This is a genomic window from Caulobacter sp. GW821-FHT09A05, from assembly GCF_059418465.1.
Genome location: NZ_JBWKPX010000006.1, coordinates 206582 through 232310, shown reverse-complemented (window position 1 = coordinate 232310; position 25729 = coordinate 206582). Strand labels below are relative to the sequence as shown.

Here is a 25729-nt window from a genome sequence, read left to right as displayed (position 1 = left end):
GTGTCAACGGCAACGATCGTGAATCCGCCACGCCCGGGATTATTTTTGACACAAAACCGTTAGATTGGACCGGTGGGTCAAACTTATCGCTGATCTCCCAGCTTATTTTTGACAAGTCAGTCAAAACTTACCGGGACAGCCTCTGGCGAAGCTTGTCCAGCACCGCCGATCGCGACTCGAAGACATAGTCGGGACGCGAGACGGTGACCGGCTCGACTCCGGCCGCGCCCAGGGCGGCGGCGGCCTCGAACAGGTCGGCGGCGGCCAGCAGGGCGCCGTTGGCCCGCCGGGCGCCCTGGCCGACGAACGGGGCCACGGCCGCCTGGCCCGCCGCGTCCTGCTCGGCCGGCCAGACCAGGGTGGCCAGCTTGCCCGCCCGGCCCTTGGCCTCGACCACGGACAAAAGGCGCGCCAGCGAGCCCAGCTGACCCTCCGTCCACGGCGTGATCAGCGAGGCGGTCAGCTGGGCCTGGCTGCGCAGGATCACCCCGTCGGACAGGATCTTCAGCCCGTTGGCCGCCAGGGTCGCGCCGGTGGTGGTGATGTCGACCACCAGTTCGGCCGCCCCCGCGGCCGGGGCTCCCTCGGTGGCCCCGCTGCTCTCGACGATCCGGTAGTCGGCCACGCCGTGGCGGGCGAAGAAGGCCCGCGTCTGGGTGACGTACTTGGTGGCCACGCGAAGACGCCGGCCCGTCCTGGCGAGATGAGCGTGGCCCACCTCGTCGACATCGGCCATGGTGTCGACGTCGAGCCAGCTCTTGGGGGCGGTGACCACCAGATCGGCGCGGCCGAAGCCCAGGGCCCGCAGCAGCATCACCCGGTCGTCCATGTCCTCGCCGCGCTCGCGCAGCAGGTCCTCGCCGGTGACGCCCAGGTGCAGCTCGCCGCTGTCCAGGCCCGCGGCGATGTCGCCGGCCGACAGCAGCCGCACCGACACGCCCGGCAGGCCCGACAGCTCGGCCGAATAGCCGCGCGCGCCGCCCGACATCTCCAGCCGGAAGCCGCACTCGGCCAGCCAGGCCTCGACCTGGTCCTTCAGCCGGCCCTTGGACGGGATGGCGAAGATCATCGGCTCGCTCTTTCCTTGGGGGCTCATTCGCCGCCTCCCGCATAGGCTCGCGCCGGGCGCACCATGCAGCCCACGGCGCCAGTCCCGACCATGCTTTGGGTCTCGCCGCCCAGCCGCCCGGGCAGGCCGTCATAGCGGCCGCCGGCCGCCACCGGCCGCTCCTCGTCGAGCGCGGCGCTGCGCACCTCGAACAGGAAGCCGTCATAATAGCCGAAGGCCCGGCCGAAGGCGGCGGCCAGGGTCATGCGGTCCTCGGGGACGCCGCGCGCCACCAGGCCGGCCAGGCGCCGGCGCCAGCCGTCCAGGGCCGCGTCCAGCGCCCCGCGCTCGCGTCCGCCCAGGGCGGCGATGGCGTCCAGGGCCGCGCCCGGACGGTCGCCGACCGCCAGGAAGGCCCGCACCGCCTCGGCTTCGCCGGCCGACAGCGCCCCGGCCCGGGCGGCCTGGGCCCGCTCGACCAGGCGGTGGGCGATCTCGGCCGGACGGCGGCCGCCGACCGGCTCGATGCCGGCCAGGGACCACAGCTCCTGCAGCACCGCCGAGGCCTCGGCCTCCGGCAGGCCGGCCAGCAGGGCGGCGATGCGGCTCTTCTCCTCCGAGGGCGCGTCCACGCCGCCGTCAAGCTCGATCTTCAGCTGGCGCGGCTTGCCGAACGCCCGCTTCAGCCGCGCGCCCAGCGGCGGCGTCAGGCCCAGGCTGTCGACGAAGGCCCCGAACAGGCTGACATCGCCCAGCAGCAGGGTCAGGTCGTCGCGGCCGCCGGCGGCCGCGCTGGCCCAGGCCAGGGCGGCCATCTCGGCGTCGGCCGCCACGGGATCGCCGGTCTCGAAGGCCTCGATCCCCAGCTGCAGGAACTCCTCGGCCCGGTCCGAGCCACGCGGCGCGACCCGGAACGCCTTGCCCTCGTAGAAGTAGCGCCCGGCGCCGTTCCCCCCCGCCAGGTGCTGGCGCGCCACGGCGACCGTGAAGTCGGGGCGCAGACAGGCCTCCTCGCCCGCGTCGCCCGAGACCACGAACAGGCGCGAGCGCATGGCCTCGCCGGCCAGGTCCAGCAGCAGGCCCAGGGGCTGCAGCACCGGCGCGTCGGTCGGCGCGGCCCCGGCCGCCAGGAACGGAGCGCGGATGGCGTCGAGCGCCTCCGCCGGAATGGAACGCTCGAGCCTCATGCCCCTAACCCCCAAAGTCGCTCGAAGTGATCTTGCGCACCGCCGCGACCAGCTCGCCGCGCGGGATGGTCTGCTGGCCGGGCCGCTCGGCCTTCCAGGCGGCGTTGTCGGCCACCCCGGCCGCCAGCTCGCGGCCAAGATCCAGGTCCTTGATGGTCACCGTGCCGGCCGCGATCTCGTCGCCGCCCAGCATGATCGCCGCCGGCGACAGCCGCCGGTCGGCGTACTTCATCTGCGGCCGCATGCCCGAGGTCCCCAGATAGACCTCGGCCGCGATCCCCGCCGCGCGCAGCTCGCCGGCCACGGCGAAATATTCGCCCATGTGGGCCTGGTCGAAGGCGATGACCACCACCGGCCCCCGCGCCGCCCCGCCCGGCTCGCGTCCCGCCGCCCGCAGGGCGGCCGCCAGGCGCGAGACGCCGAACGAGAAGCCCGTGGCCGGGGTCACCTGGCCGGTGAACCGCGCCACCAGGTCGTCATAGCGCCCGCCGCCGCCGATCGAGCCGAAGCTGACCTTGTTGCCCTTGTCGTCCGTGGTCGACAGCAAGAGCTCGGCCTCGAACACCGCGCCGGTGTAGTATTCCAGCCCCCGGACGATCGACGGCTCGAACGCCGCCTGGTCGTCGGCCACGCCCAGGCTTCGGAGCGCCGCGTCGATCCGCGCCAGCTCCTCCAGCCCCGCGTCGCCCTCGGCCGAGCCGCCGATCACCTCGGCGATCCGGGCCAGGGTGGCCGAGCGCCCGCCGCCGCCGGCCTGGACGAAGTCCAGCACCGAGTCGACCGCCTTGCCGACCAGGCCCGCGCCCTTGGTGAAGGCGCCGCTCTCGTCCAGCCGGCCCTCGCCCAGCAGCAGGCGCACGCCCTCGACGCCCAGGCGGTCCAGCTTGTCGACGGCGCGCAGCACGGCCAGCTTCTGGCCGCCGGTCTCGACCCCGGCCGCGGTCAGCAGGCCGTTCAGCAGCTTGCGGTTGTTGATCTTCAGCACCGCCGCCCCGCGCGGCAGGCCGGCCGCCTCCAGCCCCTCGACGGCCATGGCGATGATCTCGGCGTCGGCCTCGGGACGGGCCGAGCCGACGGTGTCGGCGTCGCACTGGATGAACTCGCGGAACCGGCCCGGCCCCGGCTTCTCGTTGCGCCACACCGGCCCGAAGGCGTAGCGGCGGAACGGCTTGGGCAGGGTCTCCCAGTGCTGGGCGGCGAAGCGGGCCAGGGGCGCGGTCAGGTCGTAGCGCAGGGCCATCCACTGGTCGTCGTCGTCCTGCAGGGCGAACACCCCCTCGTTGGGACGGTCGCTGTCGGGCAGGAACTTGCCCAGGGCGTCGGCATATTCGAACGCCCCGGTATCCAGCGCCTCGAAGCCGTAGCGCTCGTAGACCGCCGACACCGCCTCCAGGATCGCCCGCTCGGCCCGCAGGTCGCGGGCCCGCTTGTCGGCGAAGCCGCGCGGGTTGCGGGCTTCGGGCCGGAAGGTCTCGCCGGAGGTGTCTGGCTGGTCGGTCATGCGCGTCGGGTCCTGATCGTAGGTCTCGACGGATGGCGCTCGTACGAAGCCCCATCCGCCTTGGGCGGGGCTGCGGCTGGGCGTTGCTTAGAGCGAACGGACCCGGCCGATCCCGCGAGGCGAGGTCGGATGGTGGTGGCGGCCGTGATGGTGCGGCGTGCGGGTCATGGTGGGGCGGCTTGTAGCGGATGGCGGGGGTTGGGGGAAGGGGGAGGGCGATATGGAAGCTTCGGCTTTGACTCTTCTCCGAGTCTGAGAAGGTCTGCTTCCAGAATAAGACGACGCTGCAGGCGCAGACTCAGATCTGTCTCATGGCCGAAGTTAGGAATATCCGCTCACGGGGGAGCGTGCCGAGCCATGCCACCACCGGATTGAACCAAGATGCCTACGACAATGCTGAACGTAGCGAGCGAAGAAGCTGTTCGGCGTCTTCGATCTTCGCCAGAAGCTCGCGGTTTCCCTTCAACTCCTGGAGTGTTGCCCAAGGGACCTTCTTCATGGAGTCAACTGCGACATCAAGGTCGTCCGAGAAGTTTCCAGACTTGGGCCGCTCCGCGGCTCCAAGACGAAGCATGGCGGACTCCAAGTCGCCACCGTCAGTCAGGAAGTGCGCCTTAGCTACCGGGTCCGGAAGGATCATTCGCAACCTGCGAAGGTCCTTGGAGTTGGTGATGCGCTTGGCGTTCACTTTCGACACCACCGCGTCCAAGACGCTCGGCGTCAGCAGCTTTTTGCTGACACCCATAAGCTCGCGCGCCCATGTGATGGTCGCGCTCGGATCGCGCAGACTGGTGAAGCGCTGGGACAGCTCGAAAACTTCAACGAGCTTGTCCAACTCTCTCACTGTTATGCCCAGGATATTGGCGGCGCTAGTGCGCCCCATAATGTCGACGAGACGGTAGGCGACCATCTCCTTTTCCTTGGCGTCCCATTCCTTGCGCTGGCGGTGGATATAGATCCAGACCCGGAGCCGATCCTCGTCGGAGAGGGTTCGGTCGGTGACTTCGACCGGTACATGGCGATACTCAGTCTTGCCCTGCTCCAGCAACGCCTTCGAGTTCGACCACCGCCGGTCACCGTCGATGATGCGGAACTTCCCGGGGAAGTCCGGATGGGGTTCGACAAGCAGTGGCTCGAACAGGCCGCCGTTCGCCTCGATCTGGCGTTGTAGTTCCTCGTCCACCTTCGGGCCCATACGCGGCTGGTTTGGGTTCGGTAGGACATCCTCCAAGTCCACCTTGGTCCGGTAGGTGCGCAGCGTTGTGCGGTCTAGGCTGCGCTCCTGAAGCGAGACGACATTGTCGTTGGTTTTGGGGGCGGGCTGGCTCATTGCCCAGGCTCAGCCGCTGATGCGGTGCCGATGATACGGACCCGCTCAACCTCCGCCAAGCCGGCCTGTTGCACCTGAGTGATCTGCTCGGCCATTTCAGCCCGCGCAGTTTCGACCTCAGCCGTTTTGATCACCAAAGCGTCTTGCGCAAGCCGGCTCGCCGCCTTGGCCGCTTCGATCTCGACGTTAGCCGCAATCAGAGCCGCCGCCTTTGCTTCAGCGCGAGCGATCTCCAATTGTTGCTGGGTCTCTAGTTTGTGACGCTCGGCGGCTTCGGTTGTCTCTCGGTCGAACTTTTCCTGAAGGGCGGTGGTGAGCTCGGCAGCCTGCTGACGGGCGCGCTCTTCCAATCGGCGGCGAACCTCTTCAGCCCGCTCATGGGGAATGGGCTGATCGCAAGTCGGGCAGACCTCTCCGACCGGATGAAGATGGTGAACGGACGCAACAGAGGACTGGGGACTCGCCATAGCGACCTCCGATGATGATATTTTCTAGGTCCTATTTTTTCCTATTTACTCCTGAAGTCAAGCGCCGGATGATCATGCCGTTGAACCGGGCAGTCCGGATTCGCGAAATGGAGCTAGAAATGACCAAGACCTACAAACCGGGCCAGAGCGCGCCCCGTTCGGGACAGTACGAAATCGTCGGCCCGCGTGGCGGCGGTACGGGCAAGGAGCGGACCGTCGTCCGCGGCGAACCCCTGCCGCCGACGATGAAGCCGGGCCAAGGCTTCCATCTGGTCGATCCGACCAAGAACGGTGCCGGCCGTCCCTAGTCTTGCTGGGGAGGGGGTGAAGCGCGCCACCCCTTCTTCATCACCGCGACTCGAAATAAGTATCTCTCTCCCCACCGCCGGGGAGGCTGTTCCGGCCCGGCGGCCGGCATCGCCGAAGCCGCCGAACTCCTCTCGCCAGCTCGCCCCCCCCCCGACCGCCCTGGTCGGGACCCAGCCTTACATCTCTCGTAGGCAGCAGCGTGCCGGGCTGGGCAGGTCAGTCAAGGACCGGCCTGCGGCCGGCCGCTCCGCGGCGACGCGGAGCGTCGTCCTTGAGTGACCTGCCCAGCCCGGCGATCGTCTCGCCGTGAGATGTAAGGATGGCTCCCCTTCGTGGGCGAAGGGGGCGCAAGACGGCTGTCATCCCGGACGAGCGCGCAGCGCGACGATCCGGGACCGGGGTGTGAACGCCGGCGCTTGCGGCGGTCCCGGATCGGCGCCCGGCTTCGCCGAGCTTGTCCGGGATGACAGTTCAGGGGACCGGCGGAAGGCCCCTGGCGGGGATAAACCCCGCTCAATCCCCGTCGCCGACGCGAAAAAGGCCAGCCCGTTCAAGGCCCTGCAAGAAAATCAGCGTCACGAGCGCCACCGGGCTCGAGGTCCAGCCATACTGATAGTCGCCCCACCACCGGGGAGGCCGTCCAGCTGGCGACCTGGCGGGTGGCGGGGGCGGTCGAGCGGGAAGCGTCCGCCGGCCGGCGTCGCGGGTCCCGGTGGACCGGTCGGCGGAACGTGGAGGTCCTGGATGGGGCCTCGGGCGGGCCGGACCGGACGGCGGGATCAAACCCTCGGGGCCGAACGGCGACACGCGGCAGGCGCGGGCTGAAATCGCCCGCGCGGTCCGGACGGGGTACGTCGCCCCTCCGCCCGCCGGGGGCCTCCATCGGAGCGGGTTAAGAATCCGCGACCCGAAGGCTCTCGTCCACCGGCCGCGCGGAGCGCTCCGGCCCAGGCCGAAACGGTACACTCCACAACTCTACACCGGGCATGGCCCGGACGCTCCGCCGCCTCCCCAGCCCTCAGCGGGTCAACCGCGTGAGATCGAGAAACCGTGTCCGCCCCATGGGAGGGGCGGAGCCACCCCAGCCTTCATGGAGATTTCGATGAGCAGACCCAAGCCCCCCGCCAACGATCACCTGGCCGCCTTCGGCAAGACGGGCGACGACCTCGACCGCCTGACCGACGCGGAGATCGAGGCCCGGCTCAAGATCCAGGACGCCGCGCTGAGCCGGGCGCTCAAGCTGGAGAGCCTGCGACTGGGCGCGCAGTCCCTGGCCCGCCTGGAGGCGGCGGCGCGCAAGGACCCTCCCTGACCGTCGGCGCGCCCCGTGCCCTTTTCGTTGTCATCCCGGAAGCCTCGCGGAGGCTGTCCGGATCCAGGGGGCTGGGCGAAGGCCTTGCGGTTCACCTGGGTCCCGGACAAGCGCTGCGCGCTTTCCGGGATGACAACGGAAACGAACAGATCTTTCCAAGTCTTAACGGCGCCGTCCTCAGTGTTATCCACAGCCACGCCCAATCCACCAACATGAACGTCATGTAATGTGACGCCGAAGTAATCCACCTTTCCGGCTTGTAACTTGAGATGAAGGTCCGCGGCCGGCAGTTATCGCCTCACATCTGAGGGGATGACATCGATGACCAAGAGCCTGCTGCTGGCGAGCGCCGCCGCCCTGATCCTGACCGGCGCCACCGCCGCCCGCGCCGCCGACGCCGCGCCGCAGGCCGCCCAGGTCCCGGTCCCGACCGGCCCGACCGACAAGGCCCCGCTGGACGACGCGACCCAGAAGGGCGTGCTGGTCTTCACCCCCGACTTCTTCGCCGCCCAGCGGCCCAACACCGCCCTGGACATGGTCGACCGGGTGCCCGGCTTCACGGTCGACGACGGCGCGGGGACGCGCGGCTTCGAGGGGGCGGTCGGCAACATCCTGATCAACAACAACCGCCCGGCCTCGAAGAACGACGCCGGCTCGGACGTGCTGGAGCGCACCCCGGCCAGCCAGGTCGACCGCATCGAGCTGATCCGCGGCGGGGCGCCGGGCATCGACATGCAGGGCTATTCGGTGGTGGTGAACGTGATCCTGAAGACGGCCGCCAGCCGCCAGTCGATCGTCACCTGGAACGCCGGCCTGTTCGACGGCGGCCACGACGTCTGGGGCGGCAGCTACCAGTTCACCGCCAAGAGCGGCGAGCGCAGCTGGAGCGTGCTGCTCAGCGACGGCACCTCGACCAGCGACTCCAACGGCGTGGGCCGCAACATCCGCCGCGACGCGACAGGGGCGGTGCTGCGCGACGAGGCCTTCATCAACGACGGCTGGGGCGGCGGCGACTCGGCGCGGGTCAACTATTCGGGCCCGCTGGCCGGCGGCAAGGTCGAGGCCACGGCCGAATACGGGGTCCACGACTGGCGGGAGTGGCAGAGGATCAGTTCGCCGGGCGTGCTGCGCACCAGCGACTACGCCGAGGACACCAAGTCGGGCGAGCTGGGCGTGACCTATATCCGCCCGCTGAAGCCGAAATGGACGCTGGAGACCCGGGTCATCCACCAGTTCGAGAGCTTCGACGACGTGGCCACCGGCGCCGACAGCCAGGCGGGGCTGGACCAGCGCTTCACGGCCAAGGGCGACTCCTCGGAATCGATCGTCCGGGCCCTGGTCCGCCACGAGCGCGGCGCCGGCCTGACCATCGAGGCCGGCGGCGAGCTGGCCTACAACATGCTCGACACCCACCAGACCTATGCCGAGAACGGCCAGGCGATCGACCTGCCCAGCGCCTCGGTCAAGGTGGAGGAACTGCGTGGCGAGGCCTTCACCAAGGCCACCTGGCGAGTGAACCCCAAGCTGACCCTGGAGGGCGGGCTGCGGCTGGAGACCTCGACGATCAAGCAGTCGGGCGACGCCTCGAACAAGGAGAGCTTCTTCTACGCCAAGCCGCGCTTCCAGGCGACCTGGACGCCCAAGGCCAACCACCAGGTGCGGTTCCGCTTCGAGCGCGAGCTGGGCCAGCTGGACTTCGAGGACTTCGCCGCCTCGTCCGACCTGGACGACGGCAATGTCTATGGCGGCAATGTCGACCTGCGGCCCGAGCAGCGGTGGATCTCGGAAGTGACCTTCGAGCGGCGGTTCTGGGGCGAGGGCATCGTCTCGGTCGGCTATCGCCACGACGAGATCATCGACGTGATCGACCGCCTGCCCCTGGACGGCGGGCTGTCGGCGGTGGGCAACATCGGCAACGGCACGCTGGACCGGCTGTCGGTCAACATCGTGGTCCCCACCGACAGGTGGGGGATCAAGGGCGGCCGCGTCACCTTCAAGAACGACTGGAACGAGACCCACGTCACCGACCCGACCACCCACCGCGACCGGCCGATCTCGGACGTCCGCCCCACCCAGGCCAATATCGGCTTCCAGCAGGACATCGCCACCTGGAAGACCCAGTGGGGGATCAACTGGCTGCCGAAGCTGGGCCTGGACACCTTCGATCCCGACCAGACCGGCGGCTGGCGCGGCGCGGCCTATTTCGAGACCTTCGTCGAGTACAAGCCGACCCCGACCCTGTCGCTGCGGGCCCAGCTGAACATGTGGGACGACTTCGTCATCCGCCGCACGGTCTATGCCGACCGCGACACCCGGGCGGTGGCCTTCACGGAGGAACGCGACATCAATCCGCGGACCTTCTGGACGCTGCGGCTGCGCAAGACGTTCTAGGGCATGGCCCGTTCAACCCTCAGGCGGCGTAGTAGCCCCGAGGATGGTGATGGGCGATCTCGATGGTGATCCGGTCAGGGTCCTCGAACATCAGGCCGCAATAGCCGTCGCGATAGCCGGTCTCGTAACGGCCGGCCCCCAGCAGCGGAACGCCCAGTCCGGTGAGATGGCGCTCCATGGCGTCCAGGTCGGCCTTGTCAGGCACCGACAGGGCGAAGTGGTGCAAGCCCGGCGCCTTGCGGTGATGGGGCCGAGTCAGGAAGCGGTGCTCGACCTGGGCCAGGACGATAACCAGATCAGCGCCATTGGTCAGCCGCCGGTAGCGGTTGGCCTCGCCGTCCGCGGCGACGAACCCCAAGGGCCCCAACGCCGCCAGATAGAAGGCTTCCGATCGCGCCAGGGACGAGACGTTGAGCGCCAAGTGGCTGAACCGCGCCTGCGGCATGCGATCTCCCGGAGACCGTGAGGGCGACAACCGACGCCGCCCTCCAAGCCCGACCCGCCCTAATGGACCACGACCTCGCCGTGATGTCGATGGAACAGGGTGAGGACGTCATAGGCCAGAACCTTGCCCTTGACGTCCTTGGCGTCGGTCTCGATCACAGCCGACCGCAGCCCCTTGATCGTCACGTTGGTGACGACCACGGCCGGATCGTCGAACGAGACCCGGACCTTGCCCGGCTCAAGATCGCAGTCCGCCTCGATATTCAGCTCGACCTTGGATCCCCGAGCCCTTGCCGTGGCCTTCGGCAGAGGCAAGGGCATGTCCCAGGTCTCGAAATGCAGACGCGAGGTGATGGGATCGCCCAGGTCGTTGGCCTCCAGGAACAGGTAGTCCATGCTGACCATGTTGGGCTTCTGGCCGCTACTGTAGCACTCGGACGCGGTGAAGCCCGCCACCAACGGCATCTCGTAGTTCAGCAGGGCCGATTGGGGGAAATAGATCCCGCCGGCCGACGAGTTGCTGGAGAACAGCTGGCCGTCCTCGGTGCTGAGCACCATGATCAGGCCGTGCCCGTCGGAGACGCCGTTGCCGAAGCTCTTCTGGCTGCCCACCGTGCTGGGGAACACCTCGACCGTCACCTTCTTGGTGACGCCCGCGACCCGGATCGCCTCGACCAGAGCATTTTCGCGAACCACGTAGTTCACCGCCAGGGCTTCCTTGTGGCTGCTCAGGGACAGGGGCACGTGGAAGCCGCCCCCCTTGTCAACGATCGGCTTGGCGTAGCCGGGTACGGTTTCGAAGCCGTCCTGCAGACCCGAGATGTCGATGGGCTGGGGCTTGGAATAGGCGCGCCCACCGTCCGTCGAACGGAACAGGGCCGGCACGGGCTTGCCCTTCGACAGCAGGTCCACACGGGCCAGGACCTCGTCGCCCGATATGGCGAACGAGACGCCGCCCAACGTGTCGGCCGTAACCGCGATCTCGTCGCCCAGCTTGCCCTTCTCGATCCGCCGCAGGAACAGTTGGCCGGACTTGCGGTCCTTGTAGCCAAGAACGCCGAACGGCGCGGCCTTGGTCTGGACGTGGCCAACGGGCGCCTGGCTGAAGGCGAGGAAGGGGAAGTCGACGTCGGTCGCCTTGGTCTTGACCGCGACGCCATCCAGCCACAGCGTCCGCGCGCCCGGCTCGCCGGAGATCCAGGCGACGCTGGGCTGGCCCGAGAACTTGTCCAGGGCGAGCGAATAGCGCCACACGCCATCGCGCGCCAGAACGCGCTTTTCGATGCGCAGGCCGGCGTTCCGCTCGACGTGGGGCCCCGCATATTGGCTGAGCACCAGACTGCCCGCCTCGACGCCGGCCGCCCAGGTGACGCGGCGCATGTCGTCGCGGGTGATACTGACCTGCGGTCCCAGCAGATAGCGGTCGCTGTTGACCTGGTTGGACAGAATCCGCTCCTGGTGAACCGCGCCTTCCGGCAGCCAGTTGCGGGCAAGAATCTCGCGGGGAGTGCTTCGACCATCGAAGAAGGCGTCGGAATAGCCCTTGCTCCGGACCGCTGCATCGGCGCCATATCCAAGTCCGGTCTTGGCGCTTTGCTCAAGCCGAGTGATCACGCGCATGGCGTATCCTCCTTTGGATGAAGTGTTTTATTGCACGAAGGAAAGCGTGAGTTTGCCGACATGGGCACGAACTCAGGACGCAACTTTGTCGGGCAATTAAATAAGACGCTCAACTTAAGGGGAGGTCAAGCACCCTTCTCGCGCGAGCTGGCGCACGCCGACGGACCGGCCACGCATTGGCGTGGCCGTCGTGGTCGACGAACCAAGGAAGCTGAGGCCTGGGCGGCCCCCGCGCGCAGGGTGGAGAGGCGTTTAAACCTTCAACCGCCCGATCAGGGCCGTGGTCGACGGATCATGCTCGCCCACGGCCCCGCTCTCCAGCTCCGGCAGGATGCGGCCGGCCATCACCTTGCCCAGCTCCACGCCCCACTGGTCGAAGCTGTTGACGCCCCAGATCACGCCCTCGACGAAGGTCTTGTGCTCATAGAGGGCGATCAGGGCGCCGAACGTCCGGGGCGTCAGGCGGTCCATCAGCACCAGGGTCGAGGGGCGGTTGCCGGCGAAGGTGCGCTGGGGCGCGAGCGTCGCGATCTCGGCCTCGGGGACGCCCTTGGCCTGGAGCTCGGCGACCACGTCCTGGGTGGAGCGTCCCACCATGAAGGCCTCGGCCTGGGCCAGCAGGTTGGACAGCAGCTTCTCGTGCATGCCGGCCGGGCCCTCGTCGGACCTGGCCACGCCGATCAGCTCCATCGGGGTGATGTCGGTTCCCTGGTGCATGCACTGGAAATAGGCGTGCTGGACGTTGGTGCCCTCGTCGCCGAACACCACCGTGGCCGTGCCGCGCTTGACGGGCTTGCCGTCCGACCCGACCGACTTGCCGTTGCTCTCCATCTCCAGCTGCTGGAGGAACGAGGCCAGGCGGCGCAGGCGGTGCGAATAGGGCACGACCGAGCGGGCGCGGCGGTCCAGGCCGTTGCGGTTGAAGATCTGGGCCAAGGCGATCAGCACCGGGGCGTTGGCCTCCAGCGAGGCCGTGCGGAAGTGCTGGTCCATCTCGGCCGCCCCGTCCAGGAAGCCCTGGAACACGTCCCAGCCGCAGGCCACGGCCACCGACAGGCTGACCGACGACCACAGGGAATAGCGGCCGCCGACCCAGTCCCAGAAGCCGAACACCCGGTCGTCGGCCACGCCGAAGGCGGCGGTCTTGTCCAGGGCGGTGGAGATGGCGGCCAGGTGCTGGTTGGCGCCGGTCTCGCCCAGGGCGGCGGCCAGCCAGGCGCGGGCCGCGCCGGCGTTGGCCAGGGTCTCCTGGGTGGTGAAGGTCTTGGAGACGACGATGACCAGGGTCTGTTCCGGATCCATGTCGGCCGTGGTCAGGGCGAACTCGGCGCCGTCGACATTGGCCACGAAGCGCAGGTCGATCTCGGGCTTGACCGGGCGCAGGGCGTCCCACAGCAGGCGGGGGCCCAGGTCGCTGCCGCCGATGCCGATGTGCAGGATGGCCTTGAACGGCTTGCCGGTCGCGCCCTTGATCGCTCCGGACCGGACGGCCTCGGCGAAGGCCTTCATCCGGGCGCGGACGGCCTCGACCTCGGCCATGACCGGGACGCCGCCGGCCCTGACGTCAGCGTCGGCCCTGGCGCGCAGGGCGGTGTGCAGGACGGCGCGGCCCTCGGACGAATTGATCGCCTCGCCGCCGAACATCCGGGCCCGGGCGCCCTCGACATCGGCCGCATGGGCCAGGTCCAGGGCCGCCTCGAGGCCGGCCTCGTCCCAGGCCTGCTTGCTGAGGTCGATGTGCAGACCGGCGACGTCCAGGGTCAGGGCCTCCAGCCGCCGCGGCTCGGCGTCGAAGAACTCGACGATGCGCTTTTCGCCGGCGGCCTTGGCGGCGGCTTCCAGGCGGTTCCAGGCGGCGTCGAGATCGGCCATGCGGGCGTTCCTTTCGGTGCGGTTGGTAAATCGGCGTTTACCCGGGCGGGCTTACCAAACCCCTGCCGCCGCGTCATGAAGACCAATGACGTTTTTCGCGGGGAGAGCTCCATGTCCTGTGACGCCGTCGCCTTTTCCGCCATGCTCTGGTTCGCCTCGAGCAGCCCGGGACTCCAGGCCGTCGATCCGGCCCCGGCCGTGGTCCAGCAAGGGCAAGCCCCGGCCTCGGTGGCCGGCGAGCCGCTGTTCATCGACATCGTCGGCCGGGCCAAGGGACTGAAGGCCCAGACCGAAGCCTATCGCGCCGGCCTGCCCAAGGATCCGGCCGCCGTCGCCGCGGCCCTGAAAGGCTTCGACGTCTTCCAGGGCAGGATCGCCGAGCTGTCGGCCCTGGACATGAAGGGCCACGTGACCCTGAAGGCGCGCGGGGCGGTCGACGATCTCAAGTGCATCCTGCGCGGCATCAGCCAGGATCTGCCGGAAAAGCTGAAGGCCGTGGGCGAGGCCAGGACCGTCAAGGACCAGGACCTGGCCCTGCGCGACATGGTCTATCTGCTCAACGACAATGTCGAGGTGATCACCGCCCCGCCGCAGCCGGCGGCTTAGCCGGTCCAGCGTCCAACAGGCTTGTCATCCCGGAAGCCTCGCGGAGGCTGTCCGGGACCCAGGGGACTGGGTAAAGGCCTTGCGGTTCACCTGGTCCCGGACAAGCGCTGCGCGCTTTCCGGGAGGACAACCAGGGGGCCTTGCGTGGACCCTGAGTTCTCAAACGACGCGCACCCTCGCTTTGGGGGCATGCCTCAAGCATCCTTGTACTTCACCGAGCACCCGTACGGCTGGCTGTAGGCCACGGCCACCTTGCGACCGGCCTTGACGTCGTTGAGGGCGGCGGCGACGTAGTTCTTGGCCGTCTTCAGGTCCTCGACCCTGGCGCTGGGCGTGTCATCGATGGCGCCCTCGTAGACCACCTGCCCCTCGCGATCGATGACGAACATGTGCGGCGTGGTCTTGGCCTTGTAGGCCGTGGCCACCACCCCCTGCGGGTCCAGCAGCATCGTGGTGGGCTTGGCGCCCTTGGCGTCCAACCAGGTCTTGGCGGCCGCGCCGTCGGGGAAGTAGCCCTGCTTGCCCGGGGCCGACGAGGCCACCGACAGCCAGACCACGCCGTCGGCCCGCGCCGCCTGCTGCAGCCCCTGCATGTTGCCCGAATAGTGCTTGCGGACGTAGGGGCAGCCCTCGTTGACCCATTCCAGCACCACGACCTTGCCCTTGAACTCGGCCAGGGAGCGGGTCTTGCCGTCAACATCGACGGCGGTGAAGGCCGGCGCGGGCCGGGCCTGGGCCAGGGACGGGATCGCCAGCATCAGCCCAGGCAGGCCGGCGGCGACGAGGCGGCGAGTGATCGGCATGGCGTTCTCCGAGACAGGAAGGCCCCCGCGCGGAGGATTCCACAAAACCGCGTTTCGCGAAAGACTCGCAACAGAAGGCCGCCATCGCCGCACCTTCGCCATTGACGCTTGATAGGGCGCGGCTTGCCGTCCAGAAGATCGCCTCCTCCCGAGACCCGTCCGCCGACCATGCCGCCGAAGTTCAGATCCGCCGCCGCCCTCGCCCTCGGCCTCGTCCTGGCCAGTTGCGCCACCGAGACCAAGACCACGGTCTTCGTGCCGGTGGTCGCCCCGACCCCGCCCAGCTCGCTGACGCCCCAGCCGGTGATGCTGTTCAACCAGACCAAGGACGGCCGCAAGCTGTTCACCCTGGACGCCGAGTTCCCCTATTGCGACGTCGAGACCGGCAAGCTGATCGTCGTGCCCCGGTGGTACGTCACCGACTTCGCCAGCGTACCCTGGTACGGCCAGGGCTTCGTCGACCCGCAGGGGCCGACGGCGCGGGCGGCCATCGTCCACGACTGGCTCTACACGATCGGCGAGCCGGGCAAGCGCGAGGAGGCCGACGCCATCTTCCTGCGGGCGATGCTGAAGTACGGCGTGCCGCCGTTCCAGGCCAATATCGCCTACAAGGCCGTGCGGATCGGCGGCGAGAAGGGCTACGGCCTGCCCACCGACTGGCGGTTCACCGACCCCAAGCGCCAGGACCTGTTCCAGCCCCCGCCGTTTCCCAAGCCCAGGACCGGAGCGGTGCGGATCCTGCCGCGCTGCCAGGGCTTCGGCGCCCTGATCCAGTCGGGCTGGCGGGCCTATCCGATCAAGGCCCCGGCCGTGGTCGCCCCGCCGCCGGTGGTGGTGACGCGGACCCCGCTGGACCAGGTCAAGGACCGGCTGCCGTTTGGGGGCAAGGGCGAGAAGAAGAAGTAAGGGGAGAGCCCCCTCAGTCGCTTCGCGACAGCTCCCCCAGAGGGGGAGCATCCCGCTGTATTAGATCCTCCCCCTCTGGGGGAGGTGGCCCGAAGGGCCGGAGGGGGCCTTGGCCGCCCTACCCCTTGGCCGCCTTCTCCACCGCCTCGATCACCAGCCCCTCGGTCAGCAGCTGCGGCAGGACCGCGGGCTCACCGCCGCCCTTGGGATAGACTAGGTACAGCGGCACGCCGGCCCGGCCGTGCTCGGCCAGGGCGGCGGCGATGACGGCGTCGCGCTTGGTCCAGTCGGCGCGCAGCAGCACGGCGTCCGAGGCCTTGAACGCGTCGACCAGGCGCTGGCCCTTCAGGGCGGTTCCCTCATTGACCTTGCAGGTCACGCACCAGTCGGCGGTGAAGTCGACCATCACCACCTTGCCCTGCGCCTGCAGCGCCTTGACCTTTTCGGGGCTCCAGGCCTCGGCGGCCAGGCCGGGACCGGACGGGAGCGCGGCGCTCGGCGCGGGGGAAGCGGCGGCGGGCGCGGCGCGGACGCCGGCCGCCGCCAGGGCCACGGCGGCGACCAGGGACAGGGCCGCCAGCACGAACGGAACCGCCGCGCCCTTGCCCTCGATGCGCCGGCCCTGCCCTAGGCCGTAGAGCCAGGCGGCGAAGGCGATCAGAACGCTGGCGGCCAGCAGGGCGGCCAGGGGGATCGCCCCGGTCTGCTGGCTGTAGACCCAGGCCAGCCAGGCGGCGGTGGCGTACATCGGGAAGGCCAGGCCCTTCTTCAGCACGTCCATCCACGGACCGGGGCGCGGCAGCCGGGCCAGCAGGCCGGGGATGAAGGCCAGCAGCACGAAAGGCGCGGCAAAGCCCAAGGCCAGGCCCAAAAACACCAGCAGGGCGGCCAGCGGCGGCTGGGTCAGGGCGAAGCCCAGGGCGCCGGCCATGAACGGCGCGGTGCAGGGCGCGGCGACGACTACCGCCAGGGCGCCGGTCAGGAACGAGCCGCCAAGCCCCGAACCGCTCGCGCCGGACGCCACGCCCTGCACCGAGGCGCCGACCTCGAACACGCCCGACATGTTCAGGGCCACCAACAGCATCAGCAGGGCCAGGCCGGCGACCACCGCCGGCGACTGCAGCTGGAAGCCCCAGCCCACCGCCGCCCCGCCGGCCCGCACGGCGATCAGCAGGCCGGCCAGGACCAGGAAGGTGACGACCACCCCGGCCAGGAAGGCCAGGCCCTGGACGCGGGTCCGGCCGGCGTCATGGGCGTGGGCGGTCAGGCTGGCGGCCTTCATCGACAGGATCGGGAAGACGCAGGGCATCAGGTTGAGGATCAGGCCGCCGAGGAAGGCGAAGACCACGGCCAGAGGCAGCCCCAGGGCGGCGCCCTGGGCGGTTCCGTGGGCCTTGGTCGGGGCCGCGGGCGGCGCGCCCAGGCCGCCGGCCTCGGCCGGGATCGCCCCCGGCGTGGCGGTGATCTCATAGGCCGCGCCGTTCAGGGCCAGGACGCCGGCCAGTTCCGTCGGCTTCTGCTCGGCCTGGGTGAAATCATAGCCGGGGGTCAGCGACAGGGTCAGGCCCTCGGGACCGCGCTCGATCGCCTGCTCGGGCGGATGCTCGATGACCTTGCCGGAATAGGGATAGAAGAACGCGCCCGAGACGTCGGCGCCCTTCAGCGGCGCGCCGGTCACGGCCAGTTTCAGCACCGAGCCCTCAAGCTGGAAGACCGCCTTCAGCCCGGCCGGCTTGGGCGCCCTGGCCAGGGTCTCGGCGACCTTGGCGCCCCACTTCGGATCGGCCTGAGGCGTTCCCGCCACCACCGGCAGGGTCAGGGTGACGACGGCGTCCTCGGGCACGCAGACCTGCTCGCAGACCAGGAAGGCGGCGGCCGCCTTCAGGGTGACCACCGAGCCGACCCGGGCGCTGGCCGGCACGCTGATCGGCACGGGCAGCAGCACCTCGCCGGTATAGGCGAAGTCCAGCAGCGGCCCGACACGGCTCTTCTCCGGGGTCGGCCAGACGATGTCGCCGGCGGTCCAGCCGGCCGGCAGGGTCCAGACGATGCGGGTGGCGTCGCCGGCGTCGCCCGGATTGCGCCAATAGGTGTGCCAGCCGGGCTGGATCTTCTGGCGCAGGGCCACATAGACCGTCGAGCCCGGCGCGGCCCCGGCTTCCTGCGAGACCAGCTCGACCTCGATGTGGCCGGTCTGGACCGGGTCGGCCTTCGCCGTCCCCGTCAGGGCGGGCGCGCCCAGCAGCAGGGCGATCACCAGCGCCGGCAGGACGGCGAACAGCTTTCGAAGCGACATGAACGGGTTCCAGGCTCGGCCCAAGACAAGATGGGCAAGACACATGACCTCTCCAAGCGCTCTCGACAATGGCCAAGCCGCCGTGATCAGGTCGGTGACCCGCGTTCGCAACAGAGTCGCCCGTCCATGCCCGCTTCCTTCGACGACATCGAGATCGGCCAGGTGGTCGCCCTGGGAACCACGGTCGTCGACGGCAAGGCGCTGGACGCCTTCTGCGCGGCCTTCCAGCCGGGCTGGCCGGCGGCCAGCGGCGCGCCCGACACCATGGTCTTCGCCATCTGGTCGAAGCTGGACGCCGAGGCCAGCGCCGCCTGGCCCCAGACCAAGCGGGTCGGCGTCGACGCCCTGCGCTGGCTGCGCAACCCGCCGGCCGGCGAGCTGCTGCGCGGCCGCATGACGGTGATGGGCAAGGACCCGGTCGGCGAGGGCAAGGGGATCGTCATCGCCCAGCACGATCTGCTCGACGAGGCGGGCCGGCTGGTCTTTTCATGCCTGACGCGGAGCATCTTCGCGCGGTGAAACGAAAAAGGCGGCGGACCGCATGGATCCGCCGCCTCTTCGACACCGTGAAGCGTCGAGCCTAGTTCAGCGCGCCGTTGGCGACCTGTTGCTGCTGGCGGATGGTGGCCAGGGCGATCAGGCGGTCCCAGCCGATCAGCGACACCAGGTGCGCATAGATCTGGGCCAGGGCGCCGCTGGCTTGCAGCTCCTTGATCTTCTCGGCCGGCAGGGCGTTCAGCTTCTCTTCCGAGACGCCGAAGTACTCGGCCACGGTCTGCGGCTCGCCCGGCTGGCCGTTGGCGTCCATCGGGGTGAAGACGGCCTTCTTCAGTTCGAAGAGGTCGTTGTCCTTCAGCAGCTGCACGAACGAGTCGGTGCGGCGGCGCTCGACCTCGAAGTCGTCGCAGAACTTGATGCAGTTCTGGGTGTATTCGGTGGGCTCGCCCTTCTCGTCGAACAGCGGGGTCTGGCCGCCTTCGGCCAGCAGGTCCGAGCCGCGGTCGATGCAGACGATCAGGCGGTCCTGGCTCTCGTCATTGGCCAGGACGAACGGATAGCGGCGGATATAGGCCGGGATGTAGGCGCCGGCCTCGAAGGCGCCGTCGGCCTGGATGAACAGATTCTCGCCGGTGTTCAGGCCCATCACGGCCAGCGGCACGCGGTCCTCGCCGGCGAAGATCACCGGATAGGTCAGGGCGGCCGGGGCGAATTCGGTCACGGCCAGCGGCACGGCGGTGCCGCTCAGGGCGAAGCTGTACGGCTTGTCCTTGTGGACCAGGGCCAGCTTGGCGTGCTGCTCGCGGTTCAGCGGCTCCGGCGAGGAATAAAACAGGACGTTGCCGGAGATGCCGCCGGCGGGTTGGGTCGTTTCCATGAACAGCTCGACAAAAGGCTAGTGAACGGACGCCCATTGCGCTCAGGCGGCCTTTAAAGGTCTGGCGCTTCTAGCCGATCCCGAGGGGGCCCGCAATCGACCCCTCCGCCGCGCGGTCTGGCGCCGTTCTCGTCGTCGCACCAAGCTTGACGAGGCCCCTCGTCCCCGCTCTGTGGCGAGAGGATCGATCGGAGGCCGCCCATGACCCGAACCGCGCTGTTGCCCGCCGCCGTTGCGGGCGTCCTGCTGATAGGTTGCTCCCCGACCCAGGGTCTGTTCTCGCCTCCCAAGGCGCCGCCCTACGCCGTCAGCCCCAGCACGGCCAGCTGGACCAAGCCGCCGGCCGGCTATCTGAGGACCGGCATGAACCTGGATGGGGCCCTGATCGTCGGCCCGCCGCCGGCCCCGGACTCGCCGCGCGGCAAGGCCGACCGGGCGACCTTCGAGGCCACCCGCAAGCTGGCGGGCACGCCGGCCTGGGACCGGGCCATCGCCGACGCCGACCTGTCGGGGGCGCACGGTTTCAAGAGCTTCTCCTGCGTGGCCGGCGTAACGATCGGCCCGGAGGCCACCCCGACCCTGGCCAGGCTGTTGCTGCGGATGACCGACGACGCCGCCACCCTCTACCAGCCGGCCAAGGCCGCCTTTCAGCGTCCGCGCCCGCCGGTCGGCAACACCCGCCCGATCTGCGTGCCGCGCGAAAAATGGATCGAGACCGACGGCTCCTATCCGTCAGGCCACGGCCTGGTCGGCTGGTCCTGGGCCCTGGTGATCTCCGAGGTCGCCCCCGAGCACGCCAGCGCCGTCCTGGCCCGCGGCCGCGAATTCGGCGACAGCCGCGTGGTCTGCGGCGTGCACTATCCCAGCGACCTCGAAGCCGGCCGCTACCTGGGCTCGGCCATGGTCTCGCGGCTGCACCAGGATCCGGCGTTCATGGCGGATCTGGCGACGGCGCGGGCGGAGGTGGCGGCGTCGAAGGCCCGAGGGGCGCCGACGGGGTGCGCCGCCGGCTGACACTTGCCCCTACGGGTCGCTTCGCGACCGTCTTCCCCCGGAGGGGGAAGAGCGCTCCGGTGCGCAGGCTTCGCCCCCTATGCGGGCGAACAGACCGCGAAGCGGTCAGGTGGGGGCAAGTCGGTGGGCCATCCTCGGCCACCCCACGAACACCACATGCGGCTTCAGCGGATCGCTCTCGGCCAAGCCCGGATGCTCGAAATCCCGCGCCGGATCGTGGACCATCCCCAGGCGCCGCATCACCGCCTGCGACGCCAGGTTGGTCCTGGCCGTGAAGGCGACGATCTCGTCGATGCTCAGGTCGAAGCCGTAGTCCAGGGCCGCCCGGGCCGCCTCGGTGGCGTAGCCCTGGCCCCAGGCGTCGGGGGCGAACCGCCAGCCGATCTCGACCTGGCCGGCCAGCGGGTTGGGTTCGGGCACGTGCCAGATCCCGGTCAGGCCGATCACCCGCCCGTCGGCCTTGCGCTCCACCGCCCAGAAGCCGAAGCCGTGATCGGCGATGTGGGCCAGGACGCGGTCGACGAAGGCGTCGCTCTCGGCCCGGTCGCGCGCTCCGCCCAGCCAGGCGCCGACCCTGGGATCGGCGTTGAGGGCGGCGATGGCGTCGCGGTCGGCGTCGATCGGCGCGCGCAGGACGAGCCGGTCGGTGTGGATCACGCCGGCCGGCCGTTGGCCAGGCTCGTATAGAGGTCCGGCCGCCGGTCGCGGAAGAAGCCCCAGGCCGCGCGGTGGGTCTGCAGGAAGTCCAGGTCGAAGGTCGCGGCGACGATCCCCTCGTCGGCCCGGCCCAGCTCGCTGACCAGATCGCCGCGATGGTCGGCGACGAAGGACGAGCCGTAGAAGGTCTGGCCGCCGTTCGGATAGCCGTCCCAGGGCTCGAAGCCGATGCGGTTGGCGCCGACCACCGGGATCACGTTGCTGACGGCGTGGCCCTGCATGGCCCGCCGCCACGGCAGGGCGGTATCGAGGCTCGGGTCGTGCGGCTCGCTGCCGATGGCGGTCGGGTAGAACAGGCACTCGGCGCCCATCAGCGCCATGGCCCGGGCGGCCTCGGGGTACCACTGGTCCCAGCAGATGCCGACGCCCAGGCGGCCAAAGCGCGTGTCCCAGACCTTGAAGCCCGTGTCGCCCGGCCGGAAATAGTACTTCTCCATGTAGCCGGGGCCGTCGGGGATGTGGCTCTTGCGGTAGAGACCCAGCAGCGACCCGTCGGCGTCGGCCATCACCAGGCTGTTGAAATAGTGCGGGCCTTCCTTCTCGAAGATCGAGATCGGGATGACCACGCCCAGCTCGCCGGCCAGGGGGGCGATGGCCTTGACCACCGGGTGCTCGCGCCACGGATGGGCTTCCGCGAACCAGCGCTCCTCCTGGGCGACGCAGAAGTACGGCCCCTGGAACAGCTCGGACGGCAGGATCACCTGGGCGCCCTTGGCGGCGGCCTCGCGGATGAAGTGCTCGGTCTTCTTGATGTTGGCCTGCAGGTCCATCCCGTACGCGGTCTGGATCGCGGCGACGCTGAGGGTGCGGGTCATTCGCCGGGCTCCTGTTGGCTGATGCAGTGGAACGAGCCGCCGCCGGTCAGGATGGCGGTGGAGGGCAGGCCGATCACCTCGCGCTCGGGGAACAGGCCGCGGATCACCTCGACGGCGAAGGCGCCGGACTCCTCGGCGTAGATCGGCACGATCACCGCCTCGTTGGCGATCAGGAAGTTCATGTGCGAGGCCGGGATGACCTCGCCGTCCTCGTCCAGGATCCGGCCCGGCGAGGGGATGCGGACCACCTGCAGGGGCGAGCCGCGGCTGTCGGTCATCGCGCCCAGGGCGCGGGCGGTCTCGGCATAGACCTCTGCGTTGGGGTCGTCGGTCCCGAAGGCCATCGGGCAGGCCACCACGCCCGGCGCGACGAAGCGGGCCAGGTTGTCGACATGGCCGTCGGTGTGGTCGTTCAGCAGGCCGTCGCCCAGCCACAGCACCTTCCGGGCCCCCAGGGCCGCGGCCAGGGCGGCGGCGGCCTTGGCCTCGTCCCAGTCGCCGTTGCGGTTCTCGTTCAGCAGGCACTGGCGGGTGGTCAGGATCGTGCCCTGGCCGTCATGGTCCAGGGCCCCGCCCTCCAGGACGAAGGGGTTGCGGGTCAGGGGCGCGCCGCTGGCGGCGGCGATCTGCTCGGCGACGATGTCGTCGCCTTCCAGCTGGTACTTGCCGCCCCAGCCGTTGAACCGGAAGCCGGCCGCCACCGCGCCGCCGGCGGTCTCGGTGAAGATCGGGCCGGTGTCGCGCAGCCAGATGTCGCCGAACTGGCCGCGGACGATCTCGACCGCGGTGTCGGACAGCCGGGCGCGGGCGGCGGCCTCGGCCTCGTCGCCGACCACCATCAGGCGCACCCGCTCGCCGCCAGGGCCGGCCAGGGCGCGCGCCAGGGCGGCGACCTCGTCCTGGGCCTGGTCGAGGTCTTCCTGCCAGAGCTCGGCGTGGCTGGGGAAACCCACCCACATGGCGCGGTGCGGAGCCCACTCGGCGGGGACGGTCGGGGTCATGGCGGAAACCTGGATCGAAACGGGAGGCGCAAATGGGCCGGGACAGCCCCGGGGTCAAGCCGCCCTTCTAGAGCATTTTCAAGCGAAGTGGATTCCGGTTCGCGTGAAGGAAATGCGTCAAGGCCGGGAAGCAAACGGGGGCGACAAAAGAAAAAGGGCGGCCCGTTTCCGGACCGCCCTCGTTCTCAAGTCCGCTGTACGCTGCGCTTAGAACGCGGCGTGCAGGGTGATGCTGGCCGTGCGCGGATAGCCCGGCTGGCCCAGGCCCGTGCCCGACGGGTTCACGGCCAGGTCGCCGAGGTACTTCTCGTCGGCCAGGTTCTTCACGTTGATCTGGACGTAGGTGTCCTTCAGGCCGAAGCCGTCCAGCTTGTAGCGGGCGTCCATGTCCAGCAGGGCGTAGTGCGGCACCTTTTCGGTGTTGACCAGGTTGGTCCAGCGCTCGCCGATGTACTTGGCTTGGACGCCGAGGCTGAGCGCCTCGGTGATGTCCCAGTCGACGCGAACGGCGCCCTGGTACTTCGGCGCTTCGTAGAGTTCCTTGCCCTTGGTCAGCAGGATCGTGCCCAGCGCGGTGCCGGGGATGTTCTCCTGCATTTCCGAGTCCGCGTACGAGAACGAGGCGTAGAAGCTGATGTAGTCTTCCGGCTTGACGCCGAACTGGGCGTCGAAGCCCTTCAGCTTGACGTCGCCGACGTTGACCGAGAAGGCGATGTTGTCCTGCTCGTTGAAGGCGCGCTCGATGCGGTTCTGGAAGCTGGTGTAGTAGACCGAGGCGGCCAGCATGACGGTCGGCGACTGGAAGCGGTAGCCCACGTCGAAAGCCTGGGTGGTTTCCGCCTTCGGGCTGGTCAGCTTCTTGTCGTACAGGTCGTCGGTGCGCGGCGCCGACAGGGTCTCGGCGTAGCTGGCGTAGACCGACTGATGGTCGGTCAGGTTGTAGCTGGCCGCGACGTTCGGCAGGACCTTGTCGTACTTGCGGGTGAACTCGCGCGGACGACCGTACTGGGTCGCGCCTTGGCCCGGCAGGGTGACCAGGGTCTGGCCAGCGCCGTCGTTGCTGCCCGCCACGGCCGTCGGGGCCTGGTTGGTGCAGTAGGCGGTGAAGGTGTCGGCCTGATAGCAGAAGTTATGCAGCTCGCGCTTGAGGAACGGCGCGCGCAGGCCGACGTTCAGCAGGACCTTGTCGTCCATGAACTTGCCGCGATACTCGGCGGAGATCTGGTTCAGGGTGGCGACCGAGACGCGGTCGCGCCGGCGCAGGATGCTGCCGTCCGACAGCTTGATCGGCTTGCCGTAACCGTCCTTGCCGCCGAACACGTCGTTCGGCGTCGTGTCGCCGCTGAACGTCGTATACTCGCCGGTCTGGCGGTGATGGGCTTCGTCGAAGGTGTAGGCGACGCGGAAGCTCTGGCTGTCGGCGAACTTCCAGATCAGCGACGAGGTCACGCCGTAGCGCCGGGTGTTGGTGATGTTCGGCGCGTACAGCAGGACGGTGTCCAGCGTGTCGCCGTCGCCGTTCAGGTCCTGGCGGCCGGTCAGGGCGCTGCCGCGGATCAGGCCGCTGCCCGTGGTCGCGCCGCTTTCGTTGAACAGGCCGCGACCGCCGCCGTTGGCCAGCACGTACTGGAACGAGGGATCCACGGTCAGGATGAAGTTGTCGCCGATGTGGAACAGCGACTGGCCGCGGATGTTGCCCGTGTTCGACGGGTTGATGTTGTACTTGTAGCAGGTGCCCGCGTTGACATCGATCTGGGCCGTGCCGGCCACCGGGGTCGGACGGGCGCAGGTGGCGCGGCTGTAGCCGACGCCGGTGCCGGCCTGGAACTGGGCCAGCGACATGCGGTTGATGAAGTTGTTGCGGTTTTCGTTGTAGTTGGCGATCAGGCTGATGAAGTCGCCGTTGTCGCCGATCGGCTGATAGATCCGCGCGTTGAACTGCTTCTTGTGGATCTTGCCCGGGCCGTTGAACACGTCGTTGATGGCGTCGGCGTAGCTGATCCAGGCGCTGGTGCCGAGGGGACCGACCTTGCCGGTGTCGATCACGGCGAAGAAGCGACGGAAGTTGCCGTCGCCGGCCTGGGCTTCGATCACGCCGCCGAACTCGTCGGCGGGCTTGCGGGTCACGTAGTTGATGGTGCCGCCAGCGGCCGCGGCCGTCGGGCTGTCAACGTCGGTGGTGCCGGTGTTGACGTCGACCTTGGCGATCAGTTCCGAGTCCATCTGCTGGTTCGGATAGATGGCGTAGTTGCCGCTGTCGTTCAGTGGAACGCCGTCCTGCAGCAGGGCGATGCGCTGGGAGTCGAAGCCGCGAATGGTGATGTCGCCGCCGGCCGAGCCGTAGGCGTCGTTGTTGGTGAAGTTGACGCCGGGCAGCAGGTTCAGCGAATCCAGGATCGTCTGGCCGGGCACCTGGCGGGCGATGAACTCCTGGGTGATGGTCGAACGCGACTTCGGCACGATCTGCTGAACGATCGCGCCGTTCTGGTTCCGCTGGCCGGCGGCGGTGACCACGACCTGTTCGACGGCGTCCGTACCGGTCGACTGGGCCATGGCGGCGGTGGCGCTGAGCAGGCAGCCGACCAGGGCGGTCGACGCCAGACAGGCGAGCTTTTTCGTCATCATCTTGATCTAGTCCCCTCGTTCAGGCCACGACGGGGTGCATGAGGCCCGCCGCGCCATATCATTGAGAGGCTCTTTAGCGACCTATTTAGA

General features: G+C 69.2%; 23 protein-coding genes. 7 read left to right on the top strand and 16 right to left on the bottom strand.

From position 1 onward, the window contains the following. Nucleotides 1–127: 127 nt before the first annotated feature. The 5 genes from hisG to AC07NX_RS08475 form a co-directional block, all read right to left on the bottom strand. A complete protein-coding gene (hisG, locus tag AC07NX_RS08495; RefSeq protein WP_494640821.1) occupies nt 128–1096 on the bottom strand; it encodes an ATP phosphoribosyltransferase in 969 nt (322 codons plus the stop codon). Then, on the bottom strand, nt 1093–2235 hold the full coding sequence (locus tag AC07NX_RS08490; RefSeq protein ID WP_494640819.1) for an ATP phosphoribosyltransferase regulatory subunit: 1143 nt from the start codon (nt 2233–2235) through the stop codon (nt 1093–1095). The genes hisG and AC07NX_RS08490 overlap by 4 nt, the downstream gene beginning before the upstream one ends. Before the next feature lie 4 nt (nt 2236–2239). Further along, nucleotides 2240–3736, bottom strand: a complete 1497-nt coding sequence (hisS, locus tag AC07NX_RS08485) for a histidine--tRNA ligase (RefSeq protein WP_494640817.1) — start codon at nt 3734–3736, stop codon at nt 2240–2242. A gap of 385 nt (nt 3737–4121) precedes the next feature. Then, on the bottom strand, nt 4122–5066 hold the full coding sequence (locus AC07NX_RS08480) for a ParB/RepB/Spo0J family partition protein (RefSeq protein ID WP_494640815.1): 945 nt from the start codon (nt 5064–5066) through the stop codon (nt 4122–4124). Then, a complete protein-coding gene (locus AC07NX_RS08475) occupies nt 5063–5533 on the bottom strand; it encodes a hypothetical protein (protein ID WP_494640813.1) in 471 nt (156 codons plus the stop codon). Before AC07NX_RS08475 ends, AC07NX_RS08480 begins: the two co-directional genes overlap by 4 nt. A gap of 119 nt (nt 5534–5652) precedes the next feature. On the opposite strand from AC07NX_RS08475, the gene AC07NX_RS08470 reads away from it, so the two are divergent. Next, a complete protein-coding gene (locus tag AC07NX_RS08470) occupies nt 5653–5841 on the top strand; it encodes a hypothetical protein (RefSeq protein ID WP_494640811.1) in 189 nt (62 codons plus the stop codon). A gap of 221 nt (nt 5842–6062) precedes the next feature. On the opposite strand, the gene AC07NX_RS08465 is transcribed toward AC07NX_RS08470, so the two are convergent. After that, the gene (locus tag AC07NX_RS08465; RefSeq protein WP_494640887.1) at nt 6063–6155 is read right to left on the bottom strand and encodes a hypothetical protein; all 93 of its coding nucleotides are present in this window, start codon (nt 6153–6155) and stop codon (nt 6063–6065) included. 789 nt (nt 6156–6944) lie between these two features. Here AC07NX_RS08465 and AC07NX_RS08460 point away from each other — a divergent pair. Both AC07NX_RS08460 and AC07NX_RS08455 read left to right on the top strand, forming a co-directional pair. Continuing rightward, nucleotides 6945–7154, top strand: coding sequence for a hypothetical protein (locus AC07NX_RS08460; RefSeq protein WP_494640809.1), 210 nt, complete (start codon nt 6945–6947; stop codon nt 7152–7154). Nucleotides 7155–7475: 321 nt separating this feature from the next. Next, nucleotides 7476–9545 carry a TonB-dependent receptor plug domain-containing protein gene (locus tag AC07NX_RS08455; protein WP_494640807.1) on the top strand — a complete coding sequence of 690 codons (2070 nt, stop codon included), beginning with the start codon at nt 7476–7478 and terminating at the stop codon, nt 9543–9545. Nucleotides 9546–9564: 19 nt separating this feature from the next. Here AC07NX_RS08455 and AC07NX_RS08450 read toward each other — a convergent pair whose 3' ends face one another. From AC07NX_RS08450 to pgi, 3 genes are all read right to left on the bottom strand, one after another. Then, nucleotides 9565–9990 carry a VOC family protein gene (locus AC07NX_RS08450; protein ID WP_494640805.1) on the bottom strand — a complete coding sequence of 142 codons (426 nt, stop codon included), beginning with the start codon at nt 9988–9990 and terminating at the stop codon, nt 9565–9567. 59 nt (nt 9991–10049) lie between these two features. Beyond that, nucleotides 10050–11609 (bottom strand): hypothetical protein, encoded by a 1560-nt coding sequence (locus tag AC07NX_RS08445; protein WP_494640803.1) that lies wholly within the window; start codon nt 11607–11609, stop codon nt 10050–10052. A 252-nt stretch (nt 11610–11861) separates the two neighbouring features. After that, nucleotides 11862–13481 carry a glucose-6-phosphate isomerase gene (pgi, locus tag AC07NX_RS08440; RefSeq protein ID WP_494640801.1) on the bottom strand — a complete coding sequence of 540 codons (1620 nt, stop codon included), beginning with the start codon at nt 13479–13481 and terminating at the stop codon, nt 11862–11864. 111 nt (nt 13482–13592) lie between these two features. Here pgi and AC07NX_RS08435 point away from each other — a divergent pair, with 111 nt between their 5' ends. Beyond that, nucleotides 13593–14087, top strand: coding sequence for a hypothetical protein (locus AC07NX_RS08435; RefSeq protein ID WP_494640799.1), 495 nt, complete (start codon nt 13593–13595; stop codon nt 14085–14087). A gap of 194 nt (nt 14088–14281) precedes the next feature. On the opposite strand, the gene AC07NX_RS08430 is transcribed toward AC07NX_RS08435, so the two are convergent. Next, nucleotides 14282–14890 carry a thioredoxin family protein gene (locus tag AC07NX_RS08430; protein WP_494640797.1) on the bottom strand — a complete coding sequence of 203 codons (609 nt, stop codon included), beginning with the start codon at nt 14888–14890 and terminating at the stop codon, nt 14282–14284. Between the two features lie 168 nt (nt 14891–15058). Between AC07NX_RS08430 and AC07NX_RS08425 the strand changes: the two genes are divergently transcribed. Beyond that, on the top strand, nt 15059–15796 hold the full coding sequence (locus tag AC07NX_RS08425; protein WP_494640795.1) for a DUF1353 domain-containing protein: 738 nt from the start codon (nt 15059–15061) through the stop codon (nt 15794–15796). Nucleotides 15797–15914: 118 nt separating this feature from the next. Here AC07NX_RS08425 and AC07NX_RS08420 read toward each other — a convergent pair whose 3' ends face one another. Next, on the bottom strand, nt 15915–18092 hold the full coding sequence (locus tag AC07NX_RS08420) for a protein-disulfide reductase DsbD family protein (protein ID WP_494640793.1): 2178 nt from the start codon (nt 18090–18092) through the stop codon (nt 15915–15917). 126 nt (nt 18093–18218) lie between these two features. On the opposite strand from AC07NX_RS08420, the gene AC07NX_RS08415 reads away from it, so the two are divergent. Further along, entirely contained in the window at nt 18219–18611 is a 393-nt protein-coding gene (locus AC07NX_RS08415; protein WP_494640791.1) for an acyl dehydratase, read from the top strand. Between the two features lie 61 nt (nt 18612–18672). Here the strand turns inward: AC07NX_RS08415 and AC07NX_RS08410 are convergent, their stop codons facing one another. After that, nucleotides 18673–19467, bottom strand: a complete 795-nt coding sequence (locus tag AC07NX_RS08410; protein ID WP_494640789.1) for a SapC family protein — start codon at nt 19465–19467, stop codon at nt 18673–18675. A gap of 201 nt (nt 19468–19668) precedes the next feature. On the opposite strand from AC07NX_RS08410, the gene AC07NX_RS08405 reads away from it, so the two are divergent. Further along, nucleotides 19669–20481 carry an acid phosphatase gene (locus tag AC07NX_RS08405; protein WP_494640787.1) on the top strand — a complete coding sequence of 271 codons (813 nt, stop codon included), beginning with the start codon at nt 19669–19671 and terminating at the stop codon, nt 20479–20481. Nucleotides 20482–20586: 105 nt separating this feature from the next. Here the strand turns inward: AC07NX_RS08405 and AC07NX_RS08400 are convergent, their stop codons facing one another. From AC07NX_RS08400 to AC07NX_RS08385, 4 genes are all read right to left on the bottom strand, one after another. Next, nucleotides 20587–21138, bottom strand: a complete 552-nt coding sequence (locus AC07NX_RS08400) for a GNAT family N-acetyltransferase (RefSeq protein ID WP_494640785.1) — start codon at nt 21136–21138, stop codon at nt 20587–20589. Further along, entirely contained in the window at nt 21135–22013 is an 879-nt protein-coding gene (aguB, locus tag AC07NX_RS08395; protein ID WP_494640783.1) for an N-carbamoylputrescine amidase, read from the bottom strand. Before aguB ends, AC07NX_RS08400 begins: the two co-directional genes overlap by 4 nt. Beyond that, entirely contained in the window at nt 22010–23014 is a 1005-nt protein-coding gene (locus AC07NX_RS08390) for an agmatine deiminase family protein (RefSeq protein ID WP_494640781.1), read from the bottom strand. The genes aguB and AC07NX_RS08390 overlap by 4 nt, the downstream gene beginning before the upstream one ends. A 207-nt stretch (nt 23015–23221) precedes the next feature. After that, nucleotides 23222–25636 (bottom strand): TonB-dependent receptor, encoded by a 2415-nt coding sequence (locus AC07NX_RS08385; RefSeq protein WP_494640779.1) that lies wholly within the window; start codon nt 25634–25636, stop codon nt 23222–23224. Between the last annotated feature and the right edge of the window lie 93 nt (nt 25637–25729).